Genomic DNA, 20,765 nt, shown 5'->3' on the forward strand with positions numbered 1-20,765 from the left:
GGGGAGGGTCGGGGTGGCGATGAAACTTCCGCCGCCCCATCGTACCTGCGCTAAACGTGCTGGCCGCCGTTGATATGAATCTCGGATCCGGTCACATAAGATGAGGATTCAGTGCAGAGGAAATAGATCGTCTCGGCAACCTCGGCGGTCTTGCCAAGCCGGCGCAGCGGCAGTTGCTCGACGAGCTTATCCGTCCCCGGTGACAGGATGGCCGTGTCGATCTCGCCCGGCGCGATCGCGTTGACCCTTATGCCGTGCGGTCCGAAATCCGAAGCCATTTCACGCGTCAGCGAAGCAAGTGCGGCCTTCGACGTGGCATAGGCCGTACCAGCAAATGGATGGACGCGGCTGCCGGCAATCGACGTGACGTTGACCACTGAACCCTGGGCAGCCTCGAGTTCGTTGAACAGGCCGCGCGCGAGCATGATCGGCGCGAAGAAGTTGACCTGGAACACCGTCATCCACGTCTGCATCGGGGTAACGATCGAATCGAGCCGGTCGCCGGCACTGTTCTTCGGCGATATGCCGGCATTGTTGACGAGTGCGTTCAGCCTGCCGCCCTCGGCCGCGAGGCGGCTGCGGATCTCCGCGACAGCGTGATCGACGTCGGCAGGATCGGCAAGATCGACCTTGATATGGTCGTCAGGACCCGCAGGCCAAGGGCAGTTTTCGGAAAAATCCTGGCGCGAGCAAGTGATCACGCGCCAGCCGGCGCGCGAAAAGCGCTTGACAGTAGCGTGGCCGATACCGCGGCTTGCTCCGGTAAGGACAAGGACCTTGCGTGGCTCATCATTGGACATGGCGATACTCCGTTGCATCAGCCTTAGAGCAAGATCAGCCTAAATTCGAGGCTTATCATGTCGCAGCGATTGATCTGGTCCAACCAAGCAAATATCTTGGCGCCAAATCAGGGGGGAAGCATGAACGGATATGTTTTGGCCATCGACCAGGGCACGACTTCGAGTCGCGCCATCGTCTTCGATCACAATCGCCACGTGGTCGGTAAAAGCCAGCAGGAATTCACCCAAATCTACCCGCAGTCGGGCTGGGTCGAGCATGATCCCGACGAAATCTGGCAGTCGGTGCTCAGCACATGCGAAGTCGCCATCGAAAATGCCCGGATTCAGGCCGGCGATGTCGCCGCCATCGGCATAACCAACCAGCGCGAGACAGTTATCGTCTGGGATCGAACGACCGGCAAACCGATCCATAACGCCATCGTCTGGCAGGACCGCCGGACGGCGTCATTGTGCCAGAAGCTGAAGAAGCAGGGGCTGGAGAAGACGTTCACGCGCAAGACCGGGCTGCTGCTCGACCCCTATTTTTCCGGCACCAAGCTCGCATGGCTGCTCGACAAGGTACCCGGTGCCCGCAAGCGCGCGGCCAATGGCGAGCTGTTGTTCGGCACCATCGACAGTTTCCTCATCTGGCGCTTGACCGGTGGCAAGGTGCACGCGACCGACGCCACCAATGCGTCGCGCACGCTGCTCTTCAATATCGCGACCAATGCGTGGGATGACGAGCTTCTTGAGATCCTGCGCATTCCGCGGGCGATGCTTCCTGAGGTGAAGGACTGCGCCGCCAACTACGGCGCTGCCGAAGCCTCGCTGCTCGGCGCGGCAATTCCGATCCTCGGCGTCGCCGGCGATCAGCACGCGGCGACCATTGGCCAGGCCTGTTTCGAACCCGGCATGTTCAAATCGACCTACGGAACCGGCTGCTTTGCCCTGCTCAACACCGGCAGCGATATGGTCCTTTCGAAGAACCGCCTGCTGACGACGATCGCCTACCGCCTCAACGGCAAGACCACCTATGCACTCGAAGGCTCGATCTTCATTGCCGGCGCGGCCGTCCAATGGTTGCGTGACGGCCTCAAGATCATCGGCTCGGCGCCGGAGACCGGCAAACTCGCCGATCACGCCGATCCGAGCCAGGACGTCTATCTTGTGCCGGCCTTCGTCGGGCTCGGCGCACCGTATTGGGATTCGGAAGCGCGCGGCGCGATCTATGGCCTCACGCGCAACAGCGGCCCGGCCGAGTTTGCCCGCGCGGCGCTTGAATCCGTCGCGTACCAGACCCGCGATCTTCTCGACGCCATGCGCAAGGACTGGAAGGCATCGGACAAAAAGACCGTGCTGCGCGTCGATGGCGGCATGGTCGCGTCAGACTGGACCATGCAGCGACTTGCTGACATCCTGGATGCACCCGTGGACCGGCCGGTAATCTTGGAAACGACAGCGCTTGGAGCCGCATGGCTCGCTGGATCGAAAGCAGGCATCTGGCCGAACCGGCGCGATTTCGCCAAGACCTGGGAACGCGAGACGCAGTTCACGCCGAAGATGGACGAGAAGACCCGCAAGGCGAAGATTGCGGGCTGGAAAACGGCCGTCAAGCGTACCTTGAGCCAGTAACTGTTCAGCGATGCTTGCGCGATGCAAAACCGCGCAAAACATCGATCAATTGCCCATGATCAGATCGAACAGGGTTGTCTTGCGCCCCTTGCCGCCACTCACACTGCCGGGCGGCACGGGATGGGTCGATCCAGTCTGATCTCCAAGGTCGGCTGGCGGCATCTGGCCTGCGGGATCGAGCTGGGCCGACGGCACGCCCTCGGCAGCGGGAACGCTGTCGCCCGATCCGGGAAGAACATCGTTGCCCTCGATGACCTGCTGATGCAGCTGATAATCGCCCGGAAGCTGCGCCACCGGCACACCCTTATGCGCGGCGACCATGAAATCTTTCCAGGCGATGGCGGGCAGCGAGCCGCCGGTGATCTTCTTGGTCGGCTTGCCGTCATCATTGCCGAACCATACGCCGGTGGTCAGGTTTGACGTATAGCCGATGAACCAGGCATCACGGAAATTCTGGCTTGTGCCGGTCTTGCCCGCCGCCGGCCAGCCGAACTTCGCCTTGGTGGCGGTTCCGCTGTCAACGGTCTGGCGCAACATGGCATTCATCATGCCGACATTGCGCTCATCGATAACGCGAGACGGCTGCGGACGCTTGAATTCGTAGAGCACCTTGCCCTCGTTGGTCGTCACGCGGCGGATGATGTGGATCGGCGCCTTGTAGCCGCCGTTGGCAAAGGGCACGAAGGAATCGGTGAGTTCGAGGAGGGTCACTTCGGACGTGCCGAGCGCGAGCGATGCATTGGCGGTAAGGTTCGATTCGATGCCGAGCCGATGCGCCGTCGACACCACCGTGCTCGGTCCAACTTCCATGACGAGCTGCGCCGACACCGAGTTCAGCGAGCGCGCCAGGGCTTCGGCAAGCGTAACCTTGCCGAAATACTTGCCGTTGAAGTTGCCTGGGGTCCAGTTGCCGATGCGGATTGGCGCGTCATTGCGCACCGATTCCGGTGTAAATCCCTGCTCCAGGGCGGAGAGATAAACGAAGGGCTTGAAGGCCGAGCCCGGCTGCCGCTTGGCCTCGCTGGCGCGGTCGAACTGGCTGTTGGCATAGTCATAGCCGCCGATCAGCGCCCGCACGGCACCGGTGCCGTCGATCGAAACCATTGCGCCCTGCGACACATTGAGCTTTTCGCCGTTCTTGCTGATGAGGTCGCGAATCGACGCTTCGCCGAGCTTCTGCAAGCCGAGATCGACCGTCGTATCGACAATGACATCGCTGCGCACATCGCCGATCAGACCCGGCAATTCCTCCATGACGCGATCAGCGACATATTGCTCCGAGCCGCTCCAATAGGAGGCAGCCCGGGTGGCCGGCTGCTTCATGGCAAAGCTCAACTCCTTGTCGCCGATCATGCCCTGTTCGCGCATGGCCGCGAGCACGAGCTGCGACCGCTCGCGAGCGGCTTTCGGATCACGCGCCGGCGAAAGGCGTGACGGCGCCTTGAGGAGCCCGGCGATGAGCGCTGCCTCAGGCAGCGTCACCTCCTTGGCGGATTTGTTGAAATAGCGCCGGGACGCAGCCGCGACGCCGTAGGAACCCGAGCCCAGATAGACCCGGTTCAAATACATTTCTAGGATTTGATCCTTGGTGTATTTGCGCTCCAGCCACAGCGCGAGGAGCACTTCCTGCACCTTGCGCTCGATGGTCCGGTCGGGCGTCAGGAACAGGTTCTTGGCAAGCTGCTGGGTAATGGTGGAGCCGCCCTGCACAAGCCGTCCGGAAATGAGATTGGTTGCCATCGCGCGGGCAAACCCGATCGGATCGACGCCGAAATGCGAATAGAATCGCCGGTCCTCGATGGCGACGACGGCCTCGGGAATATAGGGCGACATATCGTGCAGGCTGATGGCCTCGCCGCCGGAAGCGCCGCGATTGGCAATGAGATCGCCCTCGACCGAAACGATTTTCACGTTTGGCGGACGATCCGGGATGGCCCAGGTCGTCGTCTGCGGCATCTTCGCGGCAAAATAGATGACAGTGCCGGCAAGGCCGATACCGCCCCACAGGCAAAGGACCATCGACCAGTAGACCATGCGGCGCAGGAGGCCGATGAAGCCGCCACCTCCGCTACGACGCGTCTTGCGCCGCCTGGATGCGGCGGGCTTGCGCGTCGTCTTGCGTTTTGCCACTGGCCTGTCCTCCGGATCTGCGCGCAAATCGTCGCCCGAACGGCGATCCGAACCAAAGCGCGGTTCGATACGTTGCTTGCCCGTGCCGCGTGCCATGAATGAGTAGTCTCGCCCCGTATGCGTTCGAAGAATGATCCCGCGACCCGATGCAGGGTAAATGCGGCGATTTAAGGTGCGGTTAAATTGTGCGTGATGTGGGAAAATCGCAGCCACGGGGTGGTTGAGAATGCTGTGGGCGATCGTTACGGTCGAGAAAGCATCACTCGGAGCATACACATGCGTCTTTTCATTCTGGCCGCACTTGGCATCCTGTTGAGCGGCTGTGGCGGCGGGGCTATCGAACGGCTAAACCCCAAGCCCGACGCGGAAGCGCAATACCGTCTTGGCGGTTGCCAGCTGCGCGGGCATGGCGTGTGCAAAGACCTTCCGCAATAGCGCCGTGGGCGCTCTAGAGAGAGCTTCTGACTTGGGATCAAAGCCCCGCAGCCCCTCTTCGCGATTTCCAAATAATGCCACGCGTAAAATATTATCTTGCGGCCCTTGAAAAGATTTGGGCCCGGTTCTATTTTAATTCTTGCGTAACGAGTGGTTCTCCTCCCATTTTTCGCTCGTTGCGTGTTCCCCTCTGGACGCATTAGCGTTCACAATTCGCCGGGCTCTTAGCCCGGCTCTTTTGTTTTTGGGGCTTATTGGCAATCAGCTTCTGCGCATCACCTGAATTTTATTTCGATTTTTGTTTTTTCCTATATGTAGGTGCCGGTTGGCTTGGGAAGAACATTCATGAATACTATTGAAAAGACGCGCGTCGATTGGGTCGATATTGCCAAGGGAATCTGCATCATCTTCGTTGTGATGATGCATTCGGTGCTCGGCGTCGAGAACGAGGCGGGCGCGCGCGGCTGGATGCATGCGGTTGTCGCCTTTGCCCAGCCCTTCCGCATGCCGGACTTTTTCATGATCTCCGGCCTTTTCCTCGGCCTTGTCATCGATCGCCCGTGGTTGCGCTATGCCGACCGCAAAATCGTGCATTTTGCCTATTTCTACGTGCTCTGGCTGACGATCCAGTTCCTGTTCAAGGCGCCGGGTATCGTTGCGGAAAGCGGCGGCGACGGCGCCATCTCCGCGTATCTTCTGTCCTTCATCCAGCCGTTTGGAACCTTGTGGTTCATCTATCTGCTGCCGTTATTCTTCGTCGTCACGCGCCTTATCAGACACGTGAATGTCTGGGTCGTGCTTATCATTGCTGCCGCTCTCGAGACGCTGCCAATTCACACCGGCTGGCTGGTCATCGATGAATTCTGCAGCCGCTACGTCTATTTCTTTGCAGGCTACGCCTTCGCGCCTGTCATCTTCCGTCTTGCTGCCTGGCTGCGGGAGCGTCCGGCAACGGCGCTCGGCGTGCTCGGCGTCTGGGCGCTCGTCAACGGCTGGCTCGTCTTTCACCCGGCAACGCAACCGTTCGCAGCGTGGATCCCGGAAGAATCCTATACGTCCGGCGGTCTTGGTGGCTGGAGCAGCGTCCCGATAATCTCGCTTGCCGCCGGCTTTGCCGGAGCGCTTGCCATCGTATCGGTTTCGGCACTGCTCGCCAGATTGGGCGCTTCGCAAGCCTGGCTCGTCAAACCGCTGCGCTGGCTCGGCGCGCACTCGATCGTCGTTTACCTCGCCTTCTTCCTGCCGATGGCGCTTGCCCGCACGATCCTGTTGAAGCTTGGCATCATCACCGATATCGGCACGATTTCGCTCCTCACCGTGATTTGCGGCGTGATCGGCCCGGTCATCCTCTATGGATTGATCCAGTGGACCGGCTACGGGCAATTCCTGTTCAAGCGGCCGCAATGGGCCCATATCGACCGCGCCCCCGCCACACGTGAGGCGATGGCTTCGGCCGAATAGAACTGCAGCTTTACTCAGCTATGGGCGAAAATATCCTGCTCGTCCCAACCCATGAGGTCGAGCTTGGCGCGGGTCGGCAGGAATTCGAAGCAGGCTACCGCCTCTTCCGCCCGCCCGTCGCGCACGAGACGGTGCTGAAGGATCGTGCGCAACCGATGCAGGTAGAGCACATCGGACGCGGCATATTCCAATTGGGCCTGTGACAAATCCGGCGCCGCCCAATCGGACGATTGCTGCTGTTTTGACAGGTTGACCTCGAGCAGTTCGCTGCACAGGTCCTTGAGGCCGTGCCGGTCCGTATAGGTGCGCGACAGCCTTGATGCGATCTTGGTGCAGTATACGGGTTTTGGCATCACGCCGAAGGTGTGGAACAGCACCGCAACATCAAACCGGCCGTAGTGGAAGATCTTGGTAATGGCATTGTCGCCCAGAATCTTGACGAGATTCGGCGCCGTCTTCTGGTCCCGGTCGATCTGGATGACGTCGGCGGAGCCATCGCCGGGTGATATCTGCACCACACACAGGCGGTCGCGATGCGGATTGAGGCCCAGCGTCTCCGTATCTATGGCAACCGCATCGACCTGGTAGCGGCTGAGATCGGGAAGATCGTTGCGGTGGAAGCGAATTGTCATCGGCCTGTCTCTTTCAATTAGCGGGCCAGCGCATCGAGGATGCGCGCCCAGGACCTCTGTCCCTTGTGGAACGAGGTGAGTTCGTATTTTTCGTTGGGGGAGTGAATTCGGTCATCCTCCAGGCCGTAGCCAACGAGCAGGGAATCCATGCCCAGCATGCGCTGGAAATCGCCGACGATCGGGATGGATCCGCCCATGGCGATGAGTACTGCCGGCTTCGGCCATTCGTCGCTCAGCGCATTCTTCGCCTTGGTCAAAAGCGGTGATTCATAGGCAAGCTGGATTGCCGGCGAGCCGCCATGCTCGTGGAACTCCACCGTGCAGTCGGCGGGGATCCGCTCGCGGACAAAAGCGCGGAAGGCCTCGCGGATCTTCGCCGGATCCTGCTTGTGAACGAGGCGGAACGACACCTTCGCCGACGCTTCCGCCGCAATCACGGTCTTGAAGCCGGCACCGGTATAGCCTCCGGTAATGCCATTGATTTCGGCCGTTGGGCGCGCCCATACGAGTTCGAGGACCGAGCGGCCCTTTTCGCCGGAAGGGATCGAAAGACCGACCGGTCCGAGGAAGTTTTCCGGCGTGGTGCCAAGACCTTTCCACATCTGCAGGATCTGCGTCGGTGTTTCTTCGACGCCGTCATAAAAGCCGGGGACAGTCACCGCGCCGTTCTCATCGTGCAGATCGGCGAGCGCCTTCGCAAGAATGTGAATCGGATTGGCGGCGACGCCGCCGAACATGCCGGAGTGGAGATCACGATCGGCCGCCTTGACGGTGATGTTTTCGCCGACGAGGCCGCGCAGCCCAACCGAGATGGCCGGCGTTTCCACGTTCCACATGCCCGTGTCGCAGACCAGCGCGAAATCCGCCTTGAGCTCATCCTTGTGGGCCGTCAGGAAGGGCTTCAACGAAGGCGAGCCGGATTCTTCCTCGCCTTCGAAGAGGATCGACACCCTCACCGGGAGCTGGCCGTGCACTTGCTTGTAAGCGCGGCAGGCCTCGACGAAGGTCATCAGCTGGCCCTTGTCGTCGGACGTGCCGCGGCCCGTCAGTATCTTGCGGCCATTGCCGGCATCCTTGATCGCGGGGTCGAAGGGATCGTTTTCCCAAAGCTCCAACGGATCGACGGGCTGCACATCGTAGTGGCCGTAAAACAGCACATGGGGCGCATCAGCACCTGGACCATCGTGATGGGCGACGACCATCGGGTGCCCCGGCGTATCGCGCACGCTCGCGTCAAAGCCTATGGATTTGAGGTCGGCGACGAGCCACTCCGCCGCCTTGCGGCATTCATCCTTATAGGCCGGATCCGTGGAGATCGACTTGATGCGCAACAGGTCGAAAAGCCGCTCCAGACTGTTGTCGAGATTGTTATCAAGTGCGTTCAAGACGGGTTCGAGAGCTGGCATGGCATTTCCTGATTATCTGTGGACCGGGACTCGTAAAGGGAGTTCTTATTAGCGCATTTTATCAGGAGGGGCACAAAAAACTGGCCATCCAGAAGGCCAAAAAGAAATGGTCGCCGTGGCGGGGGGACCACAGGCGACCAGATCACTACACTCATTTGCGGTCAACCCTGGAGAGGGGGATGAGGTTGGCCCGCAGTCCGGGGTCAGGCGGGGGACGAGCCTTAAATCCGGACATCGATCTAACGTCGACACCCTGAATTTGGGAGGCAAACCGTGGCAATTCAAGGGCACGGAAGATTACATCTTTGTAACAAACGTGTGATGGTCTGGTGAGCCGGCTCAGGCCCCCGATGGAAGCCCTTGCTGGCTGTGGGAACAACTGCACTCCTGTCAGGATGCGTCAGGTGCCTCCGGAACATTCGTTGAAAGAAATCGCCATGTCATTCCATTTTCGAGGATCATCATTTAATCCTATCGCCCATGAAAAAAGGTGATCATCTCTTCCTCGTCGACGGCTCCGGCTACATCTTCCGGGCCTATCATGCTCTCCCTCCCCTGACGCGCAAATCCGACGGCCTTCCCGTTGGCGCGGTAGCGGGCTTCTGCAACATGTTGTGGAAGCTGTTGCGAGAGGCGCGCGACACGTCGGTGCGCGATACCCCGACACATTTTGCTGTCATCTTCGACTATTCCTCGCACACCTTCCGCAAGGAGATCTATCCGGAATACAAGGCCAACCGTTCGGCGCCGCCGGAGGACCTCATTCCGCAGTTCGGTCTCATCCGCCAGGCGACCAAGGCTTTCAACCTGCCCTGCATCGAGATGAACGGCTACGAGGCCGACGACCTCATCGCCACCTATGCGCGCATGGCCGAGGAAGCCGGCGCCGAAGTCACCATCATTTCGTCGGACAAGGATCTGATGCAGCTCGTGACGCCGAACGTGTCGATGTATGACAGCATGAAGGACAAGCAGATCGGCATCCCGGACGTTGTCGAAAAGTGGGGCGTGCCACCGGAGAAAATGATCGACCTCCAGGCGCTGACCGGCGATTCGACCGACAATGTGCCGGGCATACCAGGCATTGGGCCAAAGACGGCCGCGCAACTGCTGGAAGAGTTCGGCGATCTCGATACGCTGTTGGCGCGCGCGGGGGACATCAAGCAGCAGAAGCGCCGCGAAAACATCATCGAGCACGCCGAGCAGGCGCGCATTTCGCGCCAGCTCGTCACGCTGAAAAAGGACACGCCCGTCGAGGTAGGACTTGAGGAATTCGGCCTCGAGCCGCAGGACGGAAAGAAACTCATCGCTTTCCTCAAGGCGATGGAATTCAACGCGCTGACGCGCCGCGCCGCGGAAGCGACTGGCGTGGACGCCAGCTCGATTGCCCCCGCCCAATTGAAAATCGAAGCGGTTGCCGAAGCCCATGGCCCGGATCTCGACGTCGAGGCTGGAGATTTCGAGCCTGTGGAGATCAAGTCGCCGTCGGCGGCATCGCCCACGGCGCGGTCGGGTACGGAGAATTTCACGGCAACGCCGGCTGACCTGGTCAAGTCGCGCACCGACGAGGCGCTTGCGGCGCGCTTCGACAGGAGCGCCTATGTTACGATCCGCGATGTCGCGACCTTGCAGGTGTGGATCGACGAGGCCATGACCTCCGGCATCATCGCCTTCGATACGGAAACGAATTCGCCGGATCCCATGCAGGCCGATGTCGTGGGCATTTCATTGGCCACACGTCCGGGCCGGGCCGCCTATATACCGATCAACCATAAATCCGGCGACGGCGATCTTCTTGGCGGCGGACTGGTCGAGCGGCAGATACCCGAGCAGGAGGTGTTTGCCAGGCTGAAGCCACTCCTCGAAGACCGTTCGGTGCTGAAGATCGCGCACGGCATGAAATATGAATGGCTGATTATGCATCGCCATGGCATCGACCTTCACCCGCTCGACGACACGATGCTTATTTCCTACGTGCTCGACGCTGGCGAGGGCAGCCATTCGATGGATGCGCTGTGCGATCGCTGGCTCGGTCACAAGCCCATGGCCTACAAGGAGCTGATCGGCTCTGGTAAGTCATCGGTTACATTCGACAAGGTGCCGATCGAGCGCGCCGCCGAATATGCAGGCGAGGATGCCGATGTCACCTTAAGGCTATGGCGTCTTTTGAAGCCGCGCCTTGCGGCCGACAGCATCGCTTCGGTCTACGAACGTCTGGAGCGGCCGCTCATTCCCGTGCTTGCACGCATGGAAGAGCGCGGCATTTCGGTCGACCGGCAAATCCTTTCCCGCCTCTCCGGCGATTTTGCCCAGACGGCCGCGGCGATCGAAGACGATATCTACAAGCTCGCAGGCGAGCGGATCAATATCGGCTCACCCAAGCAGATGGGCGATATCCTCTTCGGCAAGATGGGCCTTCCCGGCGGCACCAAGACCAAGACCGGCCAATGGTCAACTACGGCGCAATTGCTCGAGGAACTGGCTGCGGAAGGCCACGAACTCCCCCGCAAGATCGTCGATTGGCGCCAGCTGACGAAACTCAAATCGACCTATACGGACGCCCTCCCCGGTTATATCCATCCGCACACCAGGCGCGTCCACACATCCTATGCGCTTGCCGCGACATCGACTGGCCGCCTCTCCTCATCCGAGCCGAACCTGCAGAATATTCCGGTGCGGACGGCTGAAGGCCGCAAGATCCGCACCGCCTTCATTGCAGAGCCCGGCAACAAGCTGATTTCAGCCGACTACAGCCAGATCGAACTACGCGTGCTCGCACATGTTGCGGAAATTCCGCAGCTTACTCAGGCTTTTGCGGATGGTATCGACATCCACGCAATGACCGCCTCGGAAATGTTCGGCGTTCCGGTCAAGGACATGCCGGCGGAAGTGCGCCGCCGCGCCAAGGCGATCAATTTCGGCATCATCTACGGCATTTCCGCGTTTGGTCTTGCCAACCAGTTGTCGATCCCGCGCGAGGAAGCCGGCCAATATATCCGCACCTATTTCGAGCGATTTCCCGGAATCAGGGACTATATGGAATCCACCAAGGCCTTTGCACGCCAATACGGCTATGTGGAGACGATCTTCGGACGCCGCGCGCATTACCCCGAAATCCGCTCGTCGAATCCGCAGCACCGCGCCTTCAACGAGCGCGCCGCCATTAATGCGCCGATACAGGGATCGGCTGCCGATATCATCCGCCGCGCCATGGTGCGGATGGAATCCGCCCTTGACGAAGCCAAGCTTTCAGCGCGGATGCTGCTGCAGGTGCACGACGAACTGATCTTCGAAACCGCGGAAGCGGAGGTCGAGGCGACGATACCGGTGATCCGCGATGTGATGGAGAATGCGGCAATGCCTGCCGTCTCGCTATCCGTGCCGCTCAAGGTCGATGCGCGCGCGGCGCACAATTGGGATGAAGCACATTAGAGCCGTGCTTGCCTGGAAAGAATTGCGCTAGAGCGAATCAAGTACGCGCCGTTGCGCGTGCATTTCGAGGAAAATGCGGTAGTCGCGGTCGAAACGCGGGCGCGCATCTGGATTTGGTTGCCGTTCGCGGCCGCCTTGCTTCATGGCGAGGCACGCCGAGGGCAGATCCGGGTAAAGGCCAGCCGCCGTGGCGGCGACCATCGCTGTGCCAAGCAGCACCGCATCCTCGGCAGCGGATGTCACGACCGTGCAACCGGTGGCATCCGCATATAGCTCCATGAGCAGCGGGTTCTTGATGTGGCCGCCGGTGACATGCATCGTGTCGATCGCATAGCCCTTGTCGTTCAGCGCATCGAGGATATGGCGCACTCCAAGGGCGATTGCGACGCAGGTGCGCCAGTACAGCCGGCAAAGACTGTCGAAGGAGGTGTCGAGCGTCAGGCCGCTGATGACGCCCACCGCATGCGGATCGGCAAGCGGCGAACGATTTCCATGGAAGTCCGGGAGCACGTGCAAGCGTCCCGCAAGATCCAGGCCTTCGCCCGCACGCAGTTCCATGACACGGTCTGTTATCTTCTTGTGAAGCGCGGCATTCGGCTCGCCGACGGCGCCATGCCAACGGATCATGTGGTCGAGCAGCGCGCCCGCTACGGATTGTCCGCCCTCGCTCAGCCAGCAATCCGGCAAGGCGACGCCGTAATAGGGGCCCCATCCGCCGCTGAAAGAGATCGGCTCCGGCGACAGCGCCATGAGGCAACTCGAGGTCCCGGCAATCAGCGCAAGGTGGCGGTCGATCTGCGACAGGTCGCCGGCGAACCCGGCAAGAACACCAAGCGCGCCCGCGTAAGCATCGATCAACCCCGCCCCGACGTGACATTGCGTCGTTAGTCCGAGCGCATCGGCGGCATGTTGCGTCAAGGCGCCGACATCGGACCCGACGGGGCTCGCGCGCTTCGGCAGGCTGCCGCGCTCGAGCATGTCGGCAATACCCATGGCCTCGAAAAAGTCCGGCTGCCAGCCCGGCTCCTCATGTGCCAGATAGGCCCACTTGCAGGTCAGCGTACATTGGGAACGCGCGAGCGAGCCTGTTGCCTTCCACGTCAGATAGTCGGCAAGGTCGAAAAAGTAGCCAGCTTGCTTCCATGTTTCCGGAAGGTGCCGCTTAAGCCACATCAGCTTCGGCGTCTCCATCTCTGGCGACATGACGCCGCCCAGGTGTTCCAGCACCTTGTGGCGGCTTGCGGTGCATTCATCAGCCTCCGCGAGTGCCCTGTGATCGAGCCAGACGATCGTATCCCAGCGGTTTTCGCCCGATGTCGATACCGTGAGCGGAGCACCGTCCGCGTCGCGGACCACGAGCGAGCAGGTTGCGTCGAAGCTTATGCCGGCGATGTCCGAGGGGCTGACACCCGACTGCACGATGGCGCCCTGGACGGCGATGCACACCGATTTCCAGATGTCTTCCGAATCGTGCTCGGCATGGTCGCCAACAGGCCGGTTCATCAGGATCGGATGTTCGACACGCCCGAGCAGATTGCCGTTTACGTCAAGAATACCCGCGCGGGCGCTTCCGGTACCAACATCGACCGCACAGACGAATTTCGGCATCAACGAACTTTCGGTGTGGCTTCCTGCGAGGCGAGCAAGCCGGGCAATTGCAACATGTCGTTGAATATACGGTCTGGGCCGAGAGACGCAAGTGCCGCCTCCAGCCGGCCCCCGCGCGAGTGCGTGCCGCCGGTGAAGGCGAAGACTCGCATTCCGGCACTTTTTGCAGCCTCGATGCCGGCGGGACTGTCTTCCACCACCACGCAATCTTCCGGATCAGCCTTCATTGTGCGTGCGGCGAGGAGAAAGAGGTCGGGCGCAGGCTTGCCATGCTTCACCATGGTTGCGCTGAAAATATGGGGGTCAAGCAAATCGATCAGCCCGGTCAGTTGCAGCGACAGGCGGATCCGGTCGGGCTGGCTCGACGACGCGACGCAACGCGGTATGTCGAGTACCCGCAACGTCTCGGCTATCCCGGGGATAGGCTTGAGGTCGCGCTTGAATCGCGCAAAGAGATTCGCCCGCATTTCATCGAGATCGGCATCGCTCGCGGCAAAGCCGTAATCCTCGTGCAGGATCTTGCTGATCGTCGTCATGCTGCGCCCGAGGAAGCGGTCATAAGCATCGTCCTCGGACAAGGTCGTGCCGCTCTTGGCGATCATATCGAGCAGGACCGCGATGGAAATGGGCTCGCTGTCGACGAGCACTCCATCGCAATCGAAGATGACGAGTGCGGGCTTGGCCATCTCAAAGCTTGCCCTGGAGATAGAGCGTCAGCGTTTCGCGCGTGCCCTTGTCCCAGAGTGTGCGCAGGTGGCGGGTAAATGTTTCAACGAAAATCGGAGCGGTCCCGACCTCGCCGAAAATGTCGCTCATTGCGAGGAACGCCTTGGGGTCGTCCTTTGCCTTGAGCGCCTCAACTTTCAGCCGCTCGGCGCTGGCATCAAGATAATTCGTCGGCTTGCCCGTGTCGGTGGTACCCGCGCAAAAACGGCACCAGAGCGCTGAAACCAGCGCAAGCCCGGTGATGCTTTTGCCGGCCTTCAACCGGTCGGCGGTGGTCGGCAGGATGAATTTCGGCTGCCGGTTGGAACCATCCTGGCAAAGGCGTTGGATCGTATCGCCGATCTTGGGATTGGAGAAGCGCCGGACGATCAGGTCGAAATACTCGTCGAACGGCATGCCGGGTACCGGCGGCAGGACGGGAATGATCTCATCGCGCTCGAGCTTGGTGAGGAAATCACGGATCAGTGGCTCCTCCATGGCTTCGTGGACGAAATGAATGTCCATCAATGCGGCTGGATAGGCGATTGCCGCGTGACCGCCATTGAGGATGCGTATTTTCATGAGCTCATACGGCGCCACATCCTTGACGAAGGTAACCCCGACCTTTTCGAGTGCCGGGCGGCCGGTGGGGAAGTGATCTTCGAGTACCCATTGCTTGAACGGCTCGCAGAACACAGGCCAATTATCCTCCACGCCGAAATCCGTCGCCAGCATCTGGCGCTCGCGGTCGGTGGTTGCCGGAGTGATGCGGTCGACCATGCTGTTCGGGAAAGCCACATTGTCCTTGACCCACTTCGCAAGGCCCGGATCGATCAGAGCTGCAAGTCCGCTCACCGCATCGCTGGTCACATGACCGTTGCCCGGAATATTGTCACAGGACATGACGGTGAAGGGCTCGGTGCCCTCGTCGCGACGCCGCATCAACCCGGCAAGAATAAGGCCGAAGACAGTCTTGGGGCTCTTGATATTCGCCGCATCCGCCACGATCGCGGGATGTTTGGGATTGAACACGCCCGAGGCCGGATCGATGAAATAGCCGCCTTCGGTGATCGTCATCGACACGATGCGGATCGTCGGGTCCGCGAGGCGCGAAATCGTGGCTTCGGTATCAGCCGGTTCAAGATAGTCGATCATCGATGCCGTGATATGGGCGATTCGGTGGCCACTATCCTGCTCGACAACGGTCGTCAGCCAATCCTGGTCGGAAAGCTTCTCGCGCATGGTTTCGTCTGAAGGAAGAACGCCCGCGCCGACGATGGCCCATTCGTGGTCCGAACCGCCATTGAACAACTCGTCAAGGTAGACCGCCTGGTGTGCGCGATGGAAATTGCCGATGCCGAAATGAACGATACCTGCCTTCAGATTGGCCGGGTCATAGCGCGGAACGCCAACATTCTGCGGCATCTGCTTGAGCGCTGCTTGCGAGAGTTTAACAGTCATCGGGCTTAACCCCTCTTCTTGTGTCATTTGGGCCGGCAAATCAGCGCCGGGAAGATCAGCTCATCCAGTTGCCGCCATCGACATTATAGGTCTGGGCAACGATGTAATCGCTCTCGCTGCTGGCAAGAAATATCGCCATTCCTGTCAGATCGTCGGCAGTGCCCATGCGCCCATAGGGCACCGCCTCACCAACGAGCTTCTTTTTTTCGCCGCGCGGGCGGTTTTCATATTTTGCGAACAGAGCATCGACACCGTCCCAATGCTCGCCGTCGACAACGCCGGGCGCAATGGCGTTCACATTGATGCCATGCTCGATAAGGTTGAGCCCGGCAGATTGCGTCAGGCTGATCACCGCAGCCTTCGTCGCACAGTAGATCGCAACGAGCGGCTCGCCGCGTCGGCCGGCTTGGCTCGCCATGTTGATGATCTTGCCGCCCTTGCCGCGTGCGATCATCGCCCTGGCGACAGCCTGCAAGGTGAACAGCGTGCCGGCAAAATTGACGGCAAACAGCTTGTCATAGCTTTGGCGCGTTATGTCGATGATCGGGGCCAGGTCGAAAAGCGCAGCATTGTTGATAAGCACGTCGATCCCGCCGAACTTGTCGACGGCCTCCTTGACGGCGGCGTCAATCGAAGCCTGGTCGGTTACGTCGAGGCGAACGGCATGGGCACGTTCACCAAGCTCGCTTGCCGTCTGCCTGGCCCGGTCGAGATCGATATCGGCGATAACCACATGAGCCGCGCCCTCGCGCAGATAGGCTTCGGCGAATGATCGGCCGATGCCGCGGGCTGACCCGGTGATGAATGCTGTCTTTCCTTGCAGTCTGTTCATTGGAATTGCTCTTGGTTACTGGATGGCCTGTCCGTTCGCATCGAAACGATGGACGCGACGCTCCTCAGGCGTGATGAAGACCTTCTGCCCGTGCTCGACCGGAAAATCGCCGTCGGTCCGTACAGTGATCTTGCCGATCCCGTCGGACTGGACATGAATCAAGGTGTCGGAGCCGAGATGCTCGGTGACGCCAACAGTACCCGGCCATGTGCCTTCGGTCGTCGAGATACGCATATGTTCGGGACGTATGCCCACCGTCGCGGCATTCAGCGTCGCGGCATGTGCGCCTTCAATGAAGTTCATGCGCGGCGAGCCGATGAAGCCGGCGACGAACAGGTTGCGCGGATTCCGGTAGAGTTCGAGCGGCGACCCCACCTGCTCGATCCGGCCGGCATTGAGCACCACGATCTTGTCGGCCATGGTCATCGCCTCGATCTGGTCATGCGTCACATAGATCATCGTCGTCTTCAGCTGATGATGCAGGTCGCTGATTTCGAGGCGCATGTTGCCGCGAAGTGCCGCGTCGAGGTTCGACAGAGGTTCGTCAAAAAGGAACGCCTTGGGCTGGCGCACGATCGCGCGGCCAATGGCGACGCGCTGGCGCTGGCCGCCCGAGAGCTGGCCCGGCCGGCGATCGAGATAGTTGGTGAGGTTAAGAATGTTCGCCGCGTCGCGAACCTTCTTGTCGATCGCGGCCTTGTCCTGTCCGTCCATCTTGAGCGGAAAAGCGATGTTGCCGTAAACGCTCATATGCGGGTAAAGCGCATAGGACTGGAACACCATGGATAGCCCGCGCTTGGCCGGCGCTTCGTTGGACATGTCCTTGCCGTCGATGACGATGCGCCCGCCGCTCAAGTCCTCGAGGCCGGCGATCATGCGCAGCAGCGTGGACTTTCCGCAGCCTGACGGCCCGACGAAGACGACAAACTCGCCATCATTGATATCCAGGTCGATTTCCGGAATGACCGATGTCGTTCCAAACGACTTCGATACTTTCTGCAGTGTGATGCTTCCCATCATGTCCTCCCTGAAATCTTATTTCACCGCGCCGAATGTCAGGCCGCGTACCAATTGCTTTTGCGAGAACCAGCCCATGATCAGAATGGGGGCGATCGCCATTGTGGATGCAGCCGACAGCTTCGCCCAGAACAAGCCTTCGGGACTGGAATAGGACGCAATGAATGCTGTAAGCGGCGCAGCATTCGCGGCGGAGAGATTGAGCGTCCAGAACGCCTCGTTCCATGCGAGAATGATATTGAGCAGCATGGTCGAGGCAATGCCGGGCACCGCCATGGGTGTCAGCACATAGACGATTTCCTTCATAAGCGATGCGCCGTCCATCCGCGCCGCTTCAAGGATCTCCCCGGGGATTTCCTTGAAATAAGTGTAGAGCATCCAGACGATGATCGGCAGGTTGATCATGGTCAGGACCGCAACAAGACCAAGCCGCGTATCGAGCAGGCCCCAATCGCGGAAGATCAGGTAGAGCGGCACCAGAACGCCGACCGGCGGCATCATCTTTGTGGACAGCATCCACATCAGGACGTCCTTGGTGCGCTTTGTCGGCGAAAACGCCATGGCCCAGGCGGCCGGTATGGCAAGCGCGAGGCCGATCAGGGTCGAACCCACCGATATCACGATCGAATTGGTCACATGCTTCATGTAATTGGAGCGCGCCTGCACCTCGTGATAGTTCTCGAGCGTCCAGTCGAAGAACAAGAACTGCGGGGGCGTTGCAATGGCGGTGCCCTCGGTCTTGAAGCTTGTCAGGAACGTCCACAGGATCGGGAAGAAGATCAGAAGTCCGATCGCCCAGCCAAGAATGGAGAAGGTCAGTTTGCGGCGTGTCGAGATTGCTCTGGCCATGATCTTACCTCTCGAGGTTCTTGCCGATGAGGCGAATGAGGAAGAAGGCGACGATATTGGCGAGGATCACCGCGACGATACCGCCTGCCGAAGCGCCGCCGACGTCGAACTGCAGCAGTGCCTGCGCGTAGATCAGGTAGGTAATGTTGGTCGTCTGGATGCCCGGTCCGCCATTGGTCGTGACGAGGATTTCGGCAAAGACGCTCAAAAGGAAGATCGTTTGGATGAGGATCACCACGGTGATCGCACGCGACATGTGCGGCAGTACCAGATAGAAGAAGCGCGACAAGGCGCCGGCGCCATCCATTTCCGCCGCTTCGATCTGCTCGCCATCGAGCGATTGCAGTGCGGTCAGAAGGATAAGCGTCGCAAATGGCAGCCACTGCCAGGCGACGATGAGAATGATCGAAAATAGCGGGACTTCAGCGAACCAGTCGATGGGCTGAAAGCCGAACGATCGGGCGATCCAGGCAAAGAGCCCATTGACCGGATGCATCAGCATGTTCTTCCACACGAGCGCCGAGACGGTGGGCATGACGAAGAACGGCGCGATGACGAGAAGCCGCACGATGCCCTGGCCGAAAAACGGCTGATCGAGCACCAATGCGAGAAGGATCCCGCCGATAACCGTGATGAGCAGTGTGCCGCCGACAAGGGTGAGCGTATTGCCGAGCGCCGTGAAGAATGAAGGGTCGGTCAGAAAGTATTTGTAATTGAGGAAACCGACGAATTCCTCAGTTCCCGGCATGAGAAGATTGTAGCGCAGGAACGAGAAATACAGCGTCATGACAAGCGGCACGATCATCCAGAGAAACAGCAGGATGACAGCCGGTGACATCATGATACGGGCAGTTGCGCGCGTCTGGTGCGTGGCCATGGTCAGGTTCCGATGCGTTTGCCGTTACGAGAAGCAAAGGAGGCTCGGGCGGCTCGCAGACATTTGCGTCAGCGAACCGTCCGAGGCCAGGAGGATCCCTATTTGATATAGCCGCCCTTGGTCATTTCGCGGGTGGTGAGCTGCTGGGCGCTCGTCAGTGCCTGATCGACCTTGACGGAGCCGGCAAGCGCTGCCGAGAACTGCTGGCCCACGGCCGTACCGATACCCTGGAATTCAGGGATAGCTACGAACTGCCCGCCCGTATAGGGCACAGGCTTGACGGACGGCTTGCTTGTATTTGCCGCATTCATAGCGTCGAGTGTGATCTTGGCAAATGGCGCCGCCTTTTCATATTCCGGGTTGGCATAGAGCGACTTGCGCGTGCCCGGAGGAACGTTGGCCCAGCCTTCCTTGCTGGCGACGAGTTCCGTATACGCCTTGTCGGTCGCCCAGGAGACGAATTTCTGCGCGGCTTCCGCTTTCTGGGTGCCGGCCGGAATGCCGAGATTCCAGGCCCAGAGCCAGTTGCCGTGATTGTCAGGCCCCGCGTCACCGGTGGGGAACAGCGCATAACCTACCTTGTCGGCGACCTTCGAGTCCTTCGGATTGGTCACGAAGGACGCAGCAACCGTGGCGTCGATCCAGATGCCGCACTTGCCGGTCTGGAACAGTGCAAGGTTTTCATTGAACCCGTTGGAGGATGCTCCGGGAGGTCCGGCTTCCTTCATCAGGTCGACATAGAAGGTAAGCGCCTTTTTCCATTCCGGCTGATCGAACTGTGGCTGCCACTTTTCGTCAAACCAGCGCGCGCCGAAGGAATTGGCCATGGCGGTCAAAAGCGCCATGTTCTCACCCCAGCCCGCCTTGCCGCGCAGGCAGATGCCGTAAGTCTCGGTGGACTTGTCCGTCATCTTCTTGGCGGCTTCGGCGATCTGGTCCCAGGTCGGCTTTTCAGGAATGGTGACGCCCGCCTTTTCGGCGAGATCCTTGCGGTACATGACCATGGCGCTCTCACCATAGAACGGCGAGGCATAGAGTTTGCCGTCGACCGAGACCGCATCCTTGATCGCAGGCAGCAAGTCGTCCGCATCATACGCTTGGCCGAGTCCATCAAGCGGTAGCAGCCACTTCTGCTTCGCCCAGATAGGCACCTCGTAAGTACCGATGGTCAGGATGTCGTACTGGCCGCCCTTGGTGGCGATATCGGTCGTCACACGCTGGCGCAGCACGTTTTCCTCGAGCGTTACCCACTCGAGCTTGATATCCGGATTTTTCTTGGAAAAGTCGTCGGTCAATTTCTGCATGCGGACCATGTCGCCATTGTTGACGGTGGCGATGGTCAGCGTGGTTTCCGCGTGCGCGAAACTCGCCATGGCGAGCACCGATGCAGCGCCGAGCAGAAGCGTTCTCGTTAACATTTCATTCCTCCCGAATGTTATGAGCATTTGCTAGCTTGTTGGGCAAATACTCACACAATGGCAAAACAAGTCAAGCGCAATTCGTCGCTGC

General features: G+C 60.0%; 16 protein-coding genes. 4 read left to right on the top strand and 12 right to left on the bottom strand.

Features of this window, described 5'->3' with window-relative positions:
• Nucleotides 1-50: 50 nt before the first annotated feature.
• Nucleotides 51-800, bottom strand: a complete 750-nt coding sequence (locus tag BR48_RS0107060; RefSeq protein WP_027230644.1) for an SDR family oxidoreductase — start codon at nucleotides 798-800, stop codon at nucleotides 51-53.
• 120 nt (nucleotides 801-920) lie between these two features.
• On the opposite strand from BR48_RS0107060, the gene glpK reads away from it, so the two are divergent.
• Complete coding sequence (gene glpK / locus BR48_RS0107065; protein ID WP_027230645.1) at nucleotides 921-2,411, top strand: glycerol kinase GlpK; 1,491 nt, start codon at nucleotides 921-923, stop codon at nucleotides 2,409-2,411.
• A gap of 45 nt (nucleotides 2,412-2,456) precedes the next feature.
• Here the strand turns inward: glpK and BR48_RS0107070 are convergent, their stop codons facing one another.
• On the bottom strand, nucleotides 2,457-4,637 hold the full coding sequence (locus BR48_RS0107070; protein ID WP_027230646.1) for a transglycosylase domain-containing protein: 2,181 nt from the start codon (nucleotides 4,635-4,637) through the stop codon (nucleotides 2,457-2,459).
• Between the two features lie 180 nt (nucleotides 4,638-4,817).
• On the opposite strand from BR48_RS0107070, the gene BR48_RS26160 reads away from it, so the two are divergent.
• Both BR48_RS26160 and BR48_RS0107080 read left to right on the top strand, forming a co-directional pair.
• Nucleotides 4,818-4,976 carry a hypothetical protein gene (locus BR48_RS26160; protein ID WP_155810823.1) on the top strand — a complete coding sequence of 53 codons (159 nt, stop codon included), beginning with the start codon at nucleotides 4,818-4,820 and terminating at the stop codon, nucleotides 4,974-4,976.
• 345 nt (nucleotides 4,977-5,321) lie between these two features.
• Nucleotides 5,322-6,437, top strand: a complete 1,116-nt coding sequence (locus tag BR48_RS0107080; protein ID WP_027230647.1) for an acyltransferase family protein — start codon at nucleotides 5,322-5,324, stop codon at nucleotides 6,435-6,437.
• 14 nt (nucleotides 6,438-6,451) lie between these two features.
• On the opposite strand, the gene BR48_RS0107085 is transcribed toward BR48_RS0107080, so the two are convergent.
• The gene (locus BR48_RS0107085; protein WP_027230648.1) at nucleotides 6,452-7,069 is read right to left on the bottom strand and encodes a ribonuclease D; all 618 of its coding nucleotides are present in this window, start codon (nucleotides 7,067-7,069) and stop codon (nucleotides 6,452-6,454) included.
• A 17-nt stretch (nucleotides 7,070-7,086) separates the two neighbouring features.
• Nucleotides 7,087-8,475 (bottom strand): M20/M25/M40 family metallo-hydrolase, encoded by a 1,389-nt coding sequence (locus BR48_RS0107090; protein ID WP_027230649.1) that lies wholly within the window; start codon nucleotides 8,473-8,475, stop codon nucleotides 7,087-7,089.
• A 480-nt stretch (nucleotides 8,476-8,955) separates the two neighbouring features.
• Between BR48_RS0107090 and polA the strand changes: the two genes are divergently transcribed.
• Nucleotides 8,956-11,907: a DNA polymerase I gene (gene polA, locus BR48_RS0107095; RefSeq protein WP_027230650.1), complete on the top strand. Its 2,952-nt coding sequence runs from the start codon at nucleotides 8,956-8,958 to the stop codon at nucleotides 11,905-11,907.
• A gap of 27 nt (nucleotides 11,908-11,934) precedes the next feature.
• Here polA and BR48_RS0107100 read toward each other — a convergent pair whose 3' ends face one another.
• The 8 genes from BR48_RS0107100 to BR48_RS0107135 form a co-directional block, all read right to left on the bottom strand.
• The gene (locus BR48_RS0107100; RefSeq protein WP_175498907.1) at nucleotides 11,935-13,518 is read right to left on the bottom strand and encodes an FGGY-family carbohydrate kinase; all 1,584 of its coding nucleotides are present in this window, start codon (nucleotides 13,516-13,518) and stop codon (nucleotides 11,935-11,937) included.
• The gene (locus BR48_RS0107105) at nucleotides 13,515-14,201 is read right to left on the bottom strand and encodes an HAD family hydrolase (RefSeq protein ID WP_027230652.1); all 687 of its coding nucleotides are present in this window, start codon (nucleotides 14,199-14,201) and stop codon (nucleotides 13,515-13,517) included. The genes BR48_RS0107100 and BR48_RS0107105 overlap by 4 nt, the downstream gene beginning before the upstream one ends.
• A gap of 1 nt (nucleotide 14,202) precedes the next feature.
• Complete coding sequence (locus BR48_RS0107110) at nucleotides 14,203-15,681, bottom strand: mannitol dehydrogenase family protein (protein ID WP_027230653.1); 1,479 nt, start codon at nucleotides 15,679-15,681, stop codon at nucleotides 14,203-14,205.
• 55 nt (nucleotides 15,682-15,736) lie between these two features.
• Nucleotides 15,737-16,513 (bottom strand): L-iditol 2-dehydrogenase, encoded by a 777-nt coding sequence (locus BR48_RS0107115; protein ID WP_027230654.1) that lies wholly within the window; start codon nucleotides 16,511-16,513, stop codon nucleotides 15,737-15,739.
• A gap of 15 nt (nucleotides 16,514-16,528) precedes the next feature.
• Nucleotides 16,529-17,530, bottom strand: a complete 1,002-nt coding sequence (locus tag BR48_RS0107120) for an ABC transporter ATP-binding protein (protein ID WP_027230655.1) — start codon at nucleotides 17,528-17,530, stop codon at nucleotides 16,529-16,531.
• A gap of 18 nt (nucleotides 17,531-17,548) precedes the next feature.
• Entirely contained in the window at nucleotides 17,549-18,379 is an 831-nt protein-coding gene (locus tag BR48_RS0107125; RefSeq protein WP_027230656.1) for a carbohydrate ABC transporter permease, read from the bottom strand.
• A 4-nt stretch (nucleotides 18,380-18,383) separates the two neighbouring features.
• Nucleotides 18,384-19,256: a sugar ABC transporter permease gene (locus BR48_RS0107130; RefSeq protein ID WP_027230657.1), complete on the bottom strand. Its 873-nt coding sequence runs from the start codon at nucleotides 19,254-19,256 to the stop codon at nucleotides 18,384-18,386.
• Between the two features lie 98 nt (nucleotides 19,257-19,354).
• A complete protein-coding gene (locus tag BR48_RS0107135; RefSeq protein WP_027230658.1) occupies nucleotides 19,355-20,674 on the bottom strand; it encodes a sugar ABC transporter substrate-binding protein in 1,320 nt (439 codons plus the stop codon).
• Nucleotides 20,675-20,765 lie beyond the last annotated feature (91 nt).

Source organism: Phyllobacterium sp. UNC302MFCol5.2, assembly GCF_000686005.1.
Taxonomy (GTDB): Bacteria; Pseudomonadota; Alphaproteobacteria; order Rhizobiales; family Rhizobiaceae; genus Phyllobacterium; species Phyllobacterium pellucidum.

Excerpts from the sequence above, each read along its gene's own strand:
- BR48_RS0107060 (WP_027230644.1), bottom strand. The coding sequence starts at position 800 with ATGTCCAATGATGAGCCACGCAAGGTCCTTGTCCTTACCGGAGCAAGC.
- glpK (WP_027230645.1), top strand. The coding sequence starts at position 921 with ATGAACGGATATGTTTTGGCCATCGACCAGGGCACGACTTCGAGTCGC.
- BR48_RS0107070 (WP_027230646.1), bottom strand. The coding sequence starts at position 4,637 with ATGGCACGCGGCACGGGCAAGCAACGTATCGAACCGCGCTTTGGTTCG.
- BR48_RS26160 (WP_155810823.1), top strand. The coding sequence starts at position 4,818 with ATGCGTCTTTTCATTCTGGCCGCACTTGGCATCCTGTTGAGCGGCTGT.
- BR48_RS0107080 (WP_027230647.1), top strand. The coding sequence starts at position 5,322 with ATGAATACTATTGAAAAGACGCGCGTCGATTGGGTCGATATTGCCAAG.
- BR48_RS0107085 (WP_027230648.1), bottom strand. The coding sequence starts at position 7,069 with ATGACAATTCGCTTCCACCGCAACGATCTTCCCGATCTCAGCCGCTAC.
- BR48_RS0107090 (WP_027230649.1), bottom strand. The coding sequence starts at position 8,475 with ATGCCAGCTCTCGAACCCGTCTTGAACGCACTTGATAACAATCTCGAC.
- polA (WP_027230650.1), top strand. The coding sequence starts at position 8,956 with ATGAAAAAAGGTGATCATCTCTTCCTCGTCGACGGCTCCGGCTACATC.
- BR48_RS0107105 (WP_027230652.1), bottom strand. The coding sequence starts at position 14,201 with ATGGCCAAGCCCGCACTCGTCATCTTCGATTGCGATGGAGTGCTCGTC.
- BR48_RS0107110 (WP_027230653.1), bottom strand. The coding sequence starts at position 15,681 with ATGACTGTTAAACTCTCGCAAGCAGCGCTCAAGCAGATGCCGCAGAAT.
- BR48_RS0107115 (WP_027230654.1), bottom strand. The coding sequence starts at position 16,513 with ATGAACAGACTGCAAGGAAAGACAGCATTCATCACCGGGTCAGCCCGC.
- BR48_RS0107120 (WP_027230655.1), bottom strand. The coding sequence starts at position 17,530 with ATGGGAAGCATCACACTGCAGAAAGTATCGAAGTCGTTTGGAACGACA.
- BR48_RS0107125 (WP_027230656.1), bottom strand. The coding sequence starts at position 18,379 with ATGGCCAGAGCAATCTCGACACGCCGCAAACTGACCTTCTCCATTCTT.
- BR48_RS0107130 (WP_027230657.1), bottom strand. The coding sequence starts at position 19,256 with ATGGCCACGCACCAGACGCGCGCAACTGCCCGTATCATGATGTCACCG.
- BR48_RS0107135 (WP_027230658.1), bottom strand. The coding sequence starts at position 20,674 with ATGTTAACGAGAACGCTTCTGCTCGGCGCTGCATCGGTGCTCGCCATG.